This window comes from Thermodesulfobacteriota bacterium (genome assembly GCA_040756475.1).
Classification (GTDB): domain Bacteria; phylum Desulfobacterota; class Deferrisomatia; order Deferrisomatales; family JACRMM01; genus JBFLZB01.
The window spans coordinates 1-11,441 of sequence record JBFLZB010000145.1; the positions used below are offsets into that span (position 1 = coordinate 1).

Annotated in this window: 8 protein-coding genes; all 8 read right to left on the minus strand. The window is 72.0% G+C overall.

What is annotated here, in order from left to right; genetic code table 11:
* Positions 1-420 precede the first annotated feature (420 nt).
* Entirely contained in the window at positions 421-1,353 is a 933-nt protein-coding gene (locus AB1578_17335) for a response regulator (protein MEW6489659.1), read from the minus strand.
* Between the two features lie 88 nt (positions 1,354-1,441).
* On the minus strand, positions 1,442-2,290 hold the full coding sequence (locus tag AB1578_17340) for a protein-glutamate O-methyltransferase CheR (GenBank protein MEW6489660.1): 849 nt from the start codon (positions 2,288-2,290) through the stop codon (positions 1,442-1,444).
* Entirely contained in the window at positions 2,287-3,420 is a 1,134-nt protein-coding gene (locus AB1578_17345) for a CheB methylesterase domain-containing protein (protein MEW6489661.1), read from the minus strand. Before AB1578_17345 ends, AB1578_17340 begins: the two co-directional genes overlap by 4 nt.
* 5 nt (positions 3,421-3,425) lie before the next feature.
* Entirely contained in the window at positions 3,426-3,887 is a 462-nt protein-coding gene (locus AB1578_17350; protein MEW6489662.1) for a chemotaxis protein CheW, read from the minus strand.
* A 136-nt stretch (positions 3,888-4,023) separates the two neighbouring features.
* Entirely contained in the window at positions 4,024-6,771 is a 2,748-nt protein-coding gene (locus tag AB1578_17355) for a chemotaxis protein CheW (GenBank protein ID MEW6489663.1), read from the minus strand.
* A gap of 15 nt (positions 6,772-6,786) precedes the next feature.
* Positions 6,787-8,727, minus strand: coding sequence for a methyl-accepting chemotaxis protein (locus tag AB1578_17360; GenBank protein MEW6489664.1), 1,941 nt, complete (start codon positions 8,725-8,727; stop codon positions 6,787-6,789).
* Between the two features lie 12 nt (positions 8,728-8,739).
* Complete coding sequence (locus AB1578_17365; GenBank protein ID MEW6489665.1) at positions 8,740-9,651, minus strand: hydrogenase small subunit; 912 nt, start codon at positions 9,649-9,651, stop codon at positions 8,740-8,742.
* 10 nt (positions 9,652-9,661) lie between these two features.
* A complete protein-coding gene (locus tag AB1578_17370) occupies positions 9,662-11,170 on the minus strand; it encodes a nickel-dependent hydrogenase large subunit (protein ID MEW6489666.1) in 1,509 nt (502 codons plus the stop codon).
* Positions 11,171-11,441 lie beyond the last annotated feature (271 nt).

Consider the following 11,441-nt stretch of genomic DNA (forward strand, 5'->3'; position numbering starts at 1 on the left):
GCGCCGCCCTGGCCGCGGCTGTGGCCCCCGCCACCCCCGAGGCGCTGGCCCGCACCTTCCAGGGCGCCCGCTCCGACCGCGTGTCCGACCTCCTGGAGACCCTGGCCTCCCTGGGCCAGGCCCGGCGCCTGGAAGACGGGCGGTACGCGGGGTAGGGGCCGAAGGCAGGTCGAGGAAGAATGCTTTCGCGGACTCTCGCCCCAGCAGGGCGCAACTCGGCTGGCCGCCCTGCAGGCCACCTGGGCCCGAAGGCTCAGCCCAAGCGACACCTTCGCCCGAGCCAAGGCCACCCCCGCCTACGGCGCTCCAGACCGGCCCGCGGCCGGATCCCACGTGTAGAAGCCTGCTCCCGCAGGCGATGCAGCCTCGCAGGGCCGCTTCGGACCGGTCTTCGGCCGGATCGCCGGCGGGAGCCGGCTCCTACAGGGCGACGGGGGCTTCCTTCCCGAACCGGCCGGGGAAGCACTGGGCGAGGACCTCGCCGACCCGTGCCGGATCGAAGGGTTTGAGCAGGAAGTTCGCCGCACCGGCGCGGATGCACTCCACCACGGTCTCCTTCTTGCTCACCGAGCTCACCACGATCACCACGGCCTTGGGGTCGATCTGCTTGATCTGCTTGAGCGCCTGCACGCCGTCGAGCTGGGGCATCACCAGGTCGAGGGTGACGAGATCGGGCTTGAGCCTCTGGAACATCTCGATGGCCTGCTCGCCGTTCTCCGCAAGGCCCACCACCTCGCAGCCGTGCTGCTGGAAGGCCCGAACCACCACGCTTCGGGCCACCCGGGAGTCGTCGACGACGAGGGCTCTCACTTTGGGCATGGCGATCTCCTTGGAAAGGGCAAGGCCCCCATCGGGCACGGCATCCTGGCCGGGCGCGTCCGCAGGGGCACAGAGGGAAAAGACGACGAGGAACGTTCCCCGGTGGCTCGCCACGGGGACGAGGACGGCCTCGGCCCCCGGGGGAAGCCGGACCTCGGGGTGGGGACCGGGCAGGGCCCGGGGCGGGGCGAGGTCGACGCGAAGGCCCTGGGAAGCCAGGGCCCCGGCCGCGTAACCGGCAATCAGGTTGGCGAGCTCGGCCAGACACTCTTCCACGGCCTCGATGCCTTCCCCGGGGCGACAATCCAGGGGAAAGGCGGCCGCGGCCAGGTCCGCCGCGTAGCATTCCGGGAAGAGGAGTGCCAGGGATCCCGGCCGCGGCCCGAGCAGGTCGATGGCCACTCCCGTGGCGGCGGCGACCCGGATGGGGTCTGCAACCGGTGCCCCCGGGCCCGCCCGGCTCTCGCCCAGGCCACAGTTGCGGAGCACCGCCACGGCGGCCTGGCGTACCGCCTCGGTCCAGGCCGGGTTCAAGGGGCCCGCCTTCCCGGGGGCAGGGCTGTTCGCATCGGATGCGTCTCCATGGTTTCGTCCCTGGCCGTAGGAGCACCGTGCCGTGCCCCTACCCCTCCTGCCGCACGTAGAAGGTGGCGCCCCCGTGCCGGTCGGGGCGAAAGAGGCCGTCCAGCGCGGGGAGGCTCTCGGTGGCCCCCAGGAAGAGGGTTCCCCCCGGTCGCAGGCACCGGGCCACCTTCTGGAGGACCGCCTGCTTGGTCGCCTCGGAAAAGTAGATCGTCACGTTGCGCAGGAACACCCCGTCGAAGAGCCCCAACGCCCCCAGGGGGTCGAGCAGGTTCACGGCCTGGAAGCGCACGAGGCTTCGCACCTCGTCTCCCACGCGCCAGCCGTCCTTCTCCGAGCGGAAGTGGCGCTCCCGGTGGACCTGGGCGAGGCCCCGGGCGACCTGGAGTCCGTCGTAGAACCCGGCCCGGGCCGCGTCGAGGGCTGCCTCCGAGACGTCGGTTCCCAGGATCTCCACCCGCTCCCGGCACTCCCTGGCGCCTCCGCGGCCTGCGTAGAACTCCAAGGCGCCCATGGCCAGGGAATAGGGCTCCTGGCCCGTGGAGCACCCGGCCGACCAGAGCCGGAACTTTCGTCGCTCGGCGTGGAGGCGCGGCAGCACGACCTCCCGGTAGGCCCGAAAGGGGTGCTCGTCCCGGAACCACGAGGTCTCGCCGGTGACGATGGCGTCGATGACGGCCCGGCGCAGCACCCCCGCGCCCGGTTGCGCCAGTGCCCGCCGAAGCTCCCCGAAGGACCCGAGGCCGAACCTCGGGAGCAGGGGGCCGAGCCGCGTCTCCACCAGGTACGCCTTGTCATCGCCCAGGGCGATCCCGCAGGCGCCGCGCACGTGGTCGCGGATGCCCCGAAACTCCTCCGGGGTGACCCGAACCGCCTCCGGTTTCCTCATCTGCGGCCCGCCACCAGAGCGGCGATCCGCTGCGCGAGCCGCCCCAAGGGCACCCGCTCGTCCGCCAGACCGGCGTCGTCCACACACCGGGGCATCCCGTACACCGCGCAGGTCTCGGCGGTCTGGGTGAGGCAGTAGCAGTGCCCTTTCTTGAGGGCCCGAACGCCCGCAAGCCCGTCGGCGCCCATGCCCGTCATGACCACGGCGAGCACGGTGCCGTCGTACGCGGAAGCGGCCGACCGGAAGAGGGGGTCCGCCGACGGCCGCACGCTGTTCTCGGCAGGGGCGTCGCTGGTTGCGAACCGCCGGGCCGTCGGCGCGCTCGGCTCCCCGGTGGCCCGCTCCACCAGGAGGTGCCTTCCTCCCGGGGCCAGGTAGACGGCCCCGGGGAGCACCGGGTCGCCCGGGGAAGGGACCCGGACCGGGAGCCCGCTCCGGGAGCCGAGGTCCCGCGCCAGGGAGGCGGACAAGGCCTCGGGCATGTGCTGGACCACGATGACCGGCACCCCCAGTTCGGCCGGCAGGTGGGGAAGCACCTGGCCCAGGGCCTCGGGCCCCCCCGTGGAGACGGCGATGAGAACTGCTTCCACCCGGGGCAGTCCGGAGCCCGGGAGCCGGGAGGGCGCCGGCGGAGCCTCGGCCATGGCAGTGCCGGCAGACCCGAAACGAGGGCCGGGCTCCGGGAACCCGGCGGGCGCGAGCTCCTGGCGGGCGAACCGCCGGCTCCGGCAAAGGCCCACCAAGGGGCCAAGCCGTCCCTGGAGCTGTCGGACCCGCGCCTCCTCGGCTTCTTCCTCGGGGGGTCTGGCCACGAACTCCAGAGCCCCCTTGCCAAGGGCCGCGGCGACCTTCCGGGCGGCGGGGTCTCGGCGCTCGCCGGTGAGAAGGAACTCCACCGCCGGATGGGCGGCTCGCCACGCGTCCATGGCCTCCGAAGGGGAAATGTCCGTTCCGTCCAGGTCGAGGATCACCAGGTCGACGCCCGCCGCCTGCGCCTTGACCAGCCCGATGCGGGGGGTGGCCACCGCCCCCACCACCGCGGCGCCCGGCACGGCGGCGACCGCCCGCTCCCAGAGCCTTCGGCTTCCGGCGGCGGCGCTTACCACCAGGACGCGGAGTGCCTCGCCCACGGCACTCAGCTCCGGGCCCCGGAAGGCGGCTGCGCCGGAGCCCGGAGCCGGGCCGGGTCCAGGAGCCGGGGTACCGAGAGAATGAGGAGGAGATCCTCCGGGAGCTGGACGACCCCCTCCACGAGCTCTGCGTCGATCTCTGCGGCGTTGGCCGGAGGGGGCTCCACCTCCCCGCCCTCGGCCCGGACCACATCGCCCACCCGGTCTACCAACAGCCCCACGGCGTCGGCCTTGAGGACCACGTTGCGGCTCTCCTCCGAGAGAAGGCATCGTCCCACCGCGAGGCAGGCACCCAGGTCGAAGACCGTGACCGTCTGGCCCCGCAGATTCACGAGCCCCCGGACGAAGGCCGGAGCGCGCGGAACGGGGGTGATCTCGGGCAGGCGGTTGATCTCCCGCACGTTGCGCACGTCGAGCCCGGCCAGAAGGCCGCCTACGGAAAAGGTGACGAACTGCCGTGTGGACATGTGTTCCCCTGATCCTGCCGGCACCCTGGAGAAGACCCGGGTGAATGGGACTGCTGCTGCCGGCTATTCGCGCACTGCTTCCCGCGCGCGAGGGATGGCCCCGCCTAACGTGCTGGCACGCGACCTGAGTCGACCATCAAGAGCCTCGGGCGCCTCCGGCCTCCGCCGCGGCCCGGAGCTCGTCGGGGTCGAGGAAGGTCGTGACCCGGCCCCCCAGGACCGCCGTACCCAAAACCCATCGCGAGTCCGAGGGGTCGCGGCGCACCTCGGCAGCCGCCTCCACGGTGTCCTGGATCCGGGAGGCCAGGATGGCGGACACCGGTTGCCGGGACTTGGGCACGATGAGGAACACCTCCTCCAGGTCCGGCGGCGAGGGCCGCACCGGCAAGAGCTGCTCCAGGCGCAAGATGGGAACACCGGTGCCCCGGCGAGCCACCACCTCCCGCCCCCCGACCCGCTGGATCTCCCGGGGATCCACCTGCTCCAGGCGGGCAATGCTCGACAGGGGCAGGGCAAACTGCTCCTCCAGGGCGTTGTGGAAGACCAGGAGCGCCCGGCGGGCGTCGGCGGGGCGGGCGTCGGACTCCCCTTCTCCCGGAGGGGTCTCCGGGAAGCGCAGGTTCGAGGTCTCGGCGATCCCCGGGGCGTCGAGGATCATGGCCACCCTCCCGTCCCCCAGGATCGTCGCCCCCGAAAACCATCGGCACTCCTGGAGGTAGCGGGAAAGGGGCTTCACCACGATCTCCTCGTTGTCGAAGAGCTCGTCCACCACCAGGCCGAAGCGGTTCGCACCCGCCCGCAGCACCACCACGTAGAGGTCGCTCTGCCAGTGGCTGCGCCGGTCGGGAGCCCCTTGCCGAAGCCCTGCCTCGTCGGGCGCGCCGCCCTCCCCCCGCCGGTCACCCAGCCGGCCCCGCCGGTCCGCCCTTGGGGGGGTGCCGAGGGGGGCGCCCGGGTCGCGATAGGTGCGGTCGAGCCCCAGGACGTCGGCCAGGCGCACCAGGGGCAGGAGCCGCCCCCGCAGCCGCAACACGTCGGCCTCCCCCGCCCGCTCCACCCGGCGCGCGGGATCCCCCGCCCGCACGCACACGAGCTCCTTCACGTTGACCTGGGGCACCGCGAAGCGCTGCCCCTCGGCCCCCACCACCAGGGAGGGGATGATGGCCAGGGTGAGGGGTAGCCGCAGCCGCACCGTGGTGCCGCGGCCCGGACTGCTCTCCAGCTCCAGGTGCCCCCCCAACTTCTCCACGTTGGTCTTGACCACGTCCATCCCCACCCCTCGCCCGGAGACGCCGGTGATGGTCCGGGCCGTGCTGAGCCCCGGGAGCAGGATCAGGTTGAGCCGCTCCTGGTCCCCCAGGCTCTCCGCCGCGGCGGCGGTCAGGAACCCCCGGGCCACGGCCTTCTCCACGACCCGAGCCGCGTCGATGCCCGCTCCGTCGTCGGTTACGGTGAGGTTGACCTGCCCCCCCTCGTGGAAGGCGCGAAGGCGAAGCGAACCCGCCCGGGGCTTGCCCCGGGCCTCTCGCTCTGCCGGCGACTCGATGCCGTGGTCCACGCAGTTTCGCACCAGGTGGGTGAGCGGGTCCGAAAGCCCCTCCAGGATGGAGCGGTCGAGCTCCACCTCCGCCCCCTCGACCGTGAGCTCCACCTCCTTGGCGAGCTGGCGCGAGAGGTCTCGCACCACCCGGGGGAACTTGTTGAGCACGCTGCCCACGGGCTGCATCCGCAGCCGCATGATGTGTTCCTGTATCCCGCTGGTGACCTGGCCCACGTGCCCCATGAGCTGGGTGAGGCGCGGCCTCTGTTCTTCGAGTTGCTCGAGCTCCCGGCGAAGCTGGTTGCGCCCCAGCACGAGCTCCCCCGCCAGATCCATGAGGCGGTCCAGGAGCTCGACGGCAACCCGCACCGTCTCGGGCTGGGGCGCCGTCACCGGGTTCGTTCGTCCCGCCCCTTCCGGGGGGGAGTCGGCCTTCCCCTTCCCCTCGGCTGCCGGGGGAAGGTCGGAGTGGGGCGTCGGGCCGGCGGCCGCTTCCTCCACCGCGGCCTCGGACAACCCGGACGCGGCGACCTCCGAACGCGCCGCCACGGCGAGGTCTTCCGCCCGGAGCCGCCGGATCTGCGCCGGGGGGAGGTCGAGGGCGATGGCCACCATGTCCGGGTCGAGCACGGACTTGAAGAGCCAGTGGAACACCGCGCCCTCGGGGACTTCGCCCTTGGAACCCCCGTCGGAGGCGAGGCACGACCCGAAGGGCGCGAGACCCGCCGAGAACTCGCTCAGGGTGCGCCCTTTGCCGGCCAGGTCCTCCGCCCCCCGCACCCAGACGGCATAGACCGGCGTCACCTCGCGCGCCAGGGCCGCGGGGTCCACCGGGAAGGTGTGGTCGCCGAGGGCAGGCGGTCCGCGCACCGTGAGGCCCCCATCCCCAGCGAAGGACAGTTTCCCTGCGGGCGGGAGCGGGGGAAGGGGCGAAGGCGCGCCGGGAGGCGGTCCCGGCGCCGGCGCTACCAGGGCGTCGAGCCGGACCACGAGGTCGGAGCAGGGGTCCTGGCCTTCGCCGTCCACGTCCCCCACCATCCGGGCGAGCCGGTCCAGGCCGATGAGGAGGGCGTCGACGACGTCGGGGCGGGGTGCCATCTCCCCGTCCCGAATCCGCATGAGGACGTTTTCCATGGAGTGGCCCAGCCCCTGGATGGCCGAGAACCCCAGGAACCCCGCCGCCCCCTTGATGCTGTGGACCGCCCGGAAGACCCGGTTCACGGTCTCGGCCGGCACCTCCAGGCCGCCCGTCTCCAGGGCCAGGAGGTCGGGCTCGATCTGCTCCAGGTGCTCCCGGCACTCCGCCACGAACTCGTGGAAGAGGGCCTCGTCGAAGTCCGCCACGGGGCTGTCTCCGCCTCAGATGCGAAACTGCTTCACCACTTCGTCGAGCCGCCCCGCCAGTGCGGCGAGCTGCTCGGCGGAGAGGTGGACGCGGTTGGCGCCCTGTACCGCGGCCCCCACGTCTCCATGGACCCGGCCCACGTGCCCCGAGGCCTTCTCGGTGTAGTCGGCCGCCGCCGCCGCGTCGGAGGCGATGCCCGTGACCGCCTTGGCTACCTCCTCCAGGTTGGCCGAGACCTCCGTGCCCGCCCGGGCCGCCCCCGCCAGGCTTTTCGAGGTGGCGGCCGCCGTGGCCGCGGCCTCCTGGACGTTGCGGGACACCGTGCTCGCTGCCGCCGCCGCCTCGGAGACGTTGCGAGAGATCTCGTTGGTCGTGGCGGTCTGCTCCTCCACCGCGGTGGCAAAGGTGCTCATGATGCCGTTGATCTCGGTGATGAACCCCACGATCGCCTCGATGGCCCCCACCGCCGATGCGGTGTTCGCCTGCATCCCCTCGACCTTGCGCCGGATGTCCTCCGTGGCCTTGGCGGTCTGGCGCGCCAGCTCCTTGACCTCGTTGGCCACCACGGCAAAGCCCTTGCCCGCCTCGCCGGCCCCCGCCGCCTCGATGGTGGCGTTGAGAGCCAGGAGGTTCGTCTGGCCCGCGATCCCCTTGATCAGCTCCACCACCTCGCCGATCTCCTTGGCCGAGGTGCCCAGGGTACCCACGATCGCCGAGGTCTGATCGGTGCTGCTCGCCGCGTTGCGCGACAGGCTCGCCCCCCGGCCGGCGCCCTTGGCCACCTCGTTGAGCGATGCGTACATCTGCTCGATGGCGGCCGCCACCGAACCCACCGAGGCCGACATCTGCTCGGCGGCCGAAGCGACCCCGTTGAGGTTTCGAGACACCGCTTCCGTGGCGCGGTCCACCTCTTCCACGCTCCCCGAGACCCGGCTCGACGCCTGGGCCACCTGGGCCACCTGGGCGCTCACTTCCTCGGCGGCCACCGCCACGCTCCGGATGCTCTGGGACGCCCCCCCAACCTCGGCGTTGGCGTGTCCCGACTGCTCTCCCATCCGCGAAGCCTGGGCGGCAATCTCGTCGGACGCGCCGGAGAGCTCGCCCGAAGCGGCCTTGAGGCCGTGCACGTTGTCGGCCACGTTGCCGATCATGGCCTGGAGCTTCTCCAGGAACCGATTGAAGAGGGAGGCGAGCTCCCCGAGCTCGTCGCCGGTCTTGGCCTCCAGGCGCTTTCGCAGATCCCCTTCGCCGGCCGAGAGATCCTTGAGCTCCGCCATCACGTGGCCCAGGGGGGTGCGCACGAACCGGTTGACGCAAAAGGCCATGGCGATGACGAAAAAGAGCGCGATTCCGCCGAGGGCGAGCAGGGAGACCAGGAGAGAAGTGGACCTGGCGCTGGCCAGGGCCGCCTGGGCCTTCGCCTCGGCCTCCGTCAGGGCCTGGGTGGAGAACCGGAGCGCCGTGTAGCCCCCTACCGAGCCCAGCGGCCAGTCGTGGTGGCAGCGCACGCAGTCGTCGGTGACCTGCTCGGCCTTGTAGACCTCGATGGCCTCCGGCCGCGGGACCAGGAGCATCTCGGGAGAGGCGGAGAGCTGCCGGGCGAGGTCCGGGGAGAGAGTCTTCTTGAGATTGCTCGCGTGGGTGGAGTGGGTCACCGCCCCTGCGCGGTCGTAGAGGGAAAACTCCAGGAGGCCCTCCACCTGCCGCTGGTCGGCGAGGATCCGGGTGAACTTGTCCATCTCGCCCCGCTCCAGGGAGCCGGCCACCGCCTTCTCCACCGAACGGAAGAGGTTCTTCGCGTTGGCGTGCTCCCTCTCCCGCATCACCTCCAGGGTGTCCGTCGAGAGCCGGGCAATCAGCCGGGAAGAGCTCAGGTACTGGGCCGACTGGGCTACGCCCACCACGACCAGCAGCCCCGAGAGGAGGGAGAGGTTGAGCTTGACGTGCAGCTTCATGGGCGATCTCCGTCAGGCGCCAGAGGGTTCCTTGCGGTACAGGGGGAACGACTTGGCCCGGGCGAACTCGGACCAGGCGCAGCCCACGCACGGCCCGCCGGCCTGGATGCACGTGTTGGTGCGGCCGTTCCAGTAGCGCACCGGGCAGTCGGCGTGGGTCACCGGCCCCAGGCACCCCAGCTTGAAGAGGCAGCCCGGCTCGGCAAAGGTCGAGGCAAAGCGTTCTCGTTCGTAGTCGGCGAAGCGGGGGCAGTGGTCGTGCACCGGGCGGCCGTAGAAGGCAAGGGGCCGCCCCTGGTCGTCCAGGGGCGGCATGCCGAACTTCAGCAGGTGGACCAGGGTTCCCAGGATCCAGTCCGGGTGGGCGGGGCAGCCCGGGAGCCGGAGCACCGGCACGGAGATCCCCTGGGCAGAGAGGAACGCGGGCACCGCGGAGGCGCCGGTGGGGTTGCCCTCGGCGGCGGGGACACCCCCAAAGGAAGCGCAGGCGCCCACCGCCACGACCGCCCGGGCCGTGCGGGCGGCCTGGAGCACCACTTGATTGACGGTTCGGCCGCCCAGGGTGCACGCCTTGGGCACCCGGTCGGGCAGGGACCCCTCCACCACCAGCACGTGCCCCCCCCCGGCCGCGGTGCGGTCGATGACCTCCATGGCCGCCGATCCCGTGGCCGCCGAGAGGGTCGAGTGGAACCGAAGCGACACATACCGGGTGAGGATCTCGGCGGGCCCCGGCGACTCGGCGTTCAGGAGCGACACCGAGCACCCGGAGCAGGAAAGGCCCTGGAGCCAGAGCACCGGCGCCGCCCCCCCGGCCAACTGCTCCAGGGCCTGGGCGATCCCGGGAAGCGCCGCCGTGGGGAGGCCCAGAAGAGCCGCGAGCCTGGGCGCCATTCCCAGGAACTGCCTGCGGGTCAAGGTGTTCATCGGTCCCTCCTCAGTGGACGGCACAAGCCAGGCACGGATCGAAGGACCGCACCACCCGGGCCGCCTCGATGGGGCTGCCGGGGTCGGCCAGGTACGTGCCCACCAGGGCTTCCTCCACCGGACCGGGGATGCCCCGGTCGTCACGGGGCGAGCAGTTCCAGGTGGTGGGCACCACGCATTGGTAGCTGGCGATCACGCCCTTCTCGATGCGGAGCCAGTGCCCCAGGGCCCCCCGGGGTGCTTCCACGAACCCGGCGCCGCTCCCCTGCAGGGGCAGGCGAAAGTCTCGCACGGCGGGCTCGCCCGGGCGAAGCTGGTCGAGCCACCCGGCGCACCGCTCGGCCAGGAGCTTGGCCTCCACCGCCCGGGCCAGGTGCCGACCCATGGCCGAAGGGAGGTCCGAAACAGGCCTCGCGACGGCCTTCAGGGTGGCGTCGAGCTCCCGGGTGACCTCGGGGACCCGGCCGCTCCGGTAGGCCACCAGGAGGCGGGCCAGGGGACCGACCTCCATGGTCTGGCCGCCGTAGCGCGGAGCCTTGACCCAGGAGTAGGCCCGGTGCTTGTCGGGGGCCGGATCGGTTCGGCCCAGGGAGGGGTGGAGCCCGGAGGGCGAGGAGTAGAGGGAGTGTCCCACGTCCTCGGTAATGCGGGCCGGATCGAAGGGGGTGAGCTGCCCCTCCAGCAGGGCCCCGGGGGGCAGGTACGCCGACCCCGGGTGGTCCGACTCGGGGAACGCCCCAAAGGAGAGGAAGCCCTCGGCCCTCCTGCCGAGCCGGAAGTACTCGGGAAAGGCAGCCGCCGCAGCGAGCACGTCGGGCAGATAGGCCCCCTCCACGAACGCCGCCACCCGCCGGAGCAGGGAGCGGTAGGCTTCCAGCTTCTCCACCGTGATCCTCTCGGTCACTCCCCCGGGCACCAGGGTGGTGGAGTGGGGGATCTTGCCGCAGAAGATCGCCGCCATCTTGTGGCACACCGCCCGCAGCTCCAGCGCCTCCACGTAGTGGCGAAGCGCCGCGCGGCTAAACTCGGCATCGGCCTTCACGTCCCAGTGGGGTAGGAAGGGCGCCGCGGGGTAGAGGCTCTTGGACGCCGTCTGGGCCTCGACCCAGCCCTTGAGCTGTCCCAGCACCGGGTCCGAGCCGCGGTAGCTCACCAGCGCCCCCACGTCCACGAAGTCCAGGGCCGAGAGGTGGTAGAAGTGCAGGATGTGGGACTGGAGAAAGTTGGCTCCCAGAATGAGATTTCGCACGACCCGGCCCGCGGGGGGCGGGGCAACCCCGTAGGCCGCCTCCTGGGCGAACACCGAGGCGGTGCCGTGGGAGATGGGGCACACGCCGCAGATGCGCTGGGTGAGCTGCTGGGCGTCGAGGGGGTGGCGGCCCACGAGGACCACCTCGAAGCCTCGGAACATCTCCCCCGAGCAGCGCGCTCCCACCACGCGGTTGGTCTCGGTCTCGAGCTCCACCGCGAGGTGGCCCTCGATGCGAGTCAGGGGGTCGATCACCACGGTCTTGGACATGGCCAGTTGCCTCGCTTCTCGGGCATCGATGGGGGGTGGCAGACGAGGGGGAGGTCCGCCCGACGCCGGCTCCGGGGCGTTCGCTTCCTGATCGGACGAATGAGGAGAGACTTGAGGCCGGAAGAGGAAAATCCGTGGGTTCTGCCCGGCCTTCGGCCGGATCGCCGGCAGGAGCCGGCTCCTACCTTGCGTCGTCCAGCACCGCCCGCACCTTCGCGGCCAGCGTCTTCAGGGAGTAGGGCTTCTGGAGGAAGCTCACCCCTTCGGGCAG

What these genes read in the sequence shown, in the direction of transcription:
- AB1578_17350 (MEW6489662.1), bottom strand. Translation starts at nt 3,887, where the DNA reads ATGTCCACACGGCAGTTCGTCACCTTTTCCGTAGGCGGCCTTCTGGCC.
- AB1578_17360 (MEW6489664.1), bottom strand. Translation starts at nt 8,727, where the DNA reads ATGAAGCTGCACGTCAAGCTCAACCTCTCCCTCCTCTCGGGGCTGCTG.
- AB1578_17340 (MEW6489660.1), bottom strand. Translation starts at nt 2,290, where the DNA reads ATGAGGAAACCGGAGGCGGTTCGGGTCACCCCGGAGGAGTTTCGGGGC.
- AB1578_17365 (MEW6489665.1), bottom strand. Translation starts at nt 9,651, where the DNA reads ATGAACACCTTGACCCGCAGGCAGTTCCTGGGAATGGCGCCCAGGCTC.
- AB1578_17370 (MEW6489666.1), bottom strand. Translation starts at nt 11,170, where the DNA reads ATGTCCAAGACCGTGGTGATCGACCCCCTGACTCGCATCGAGGGCCAC.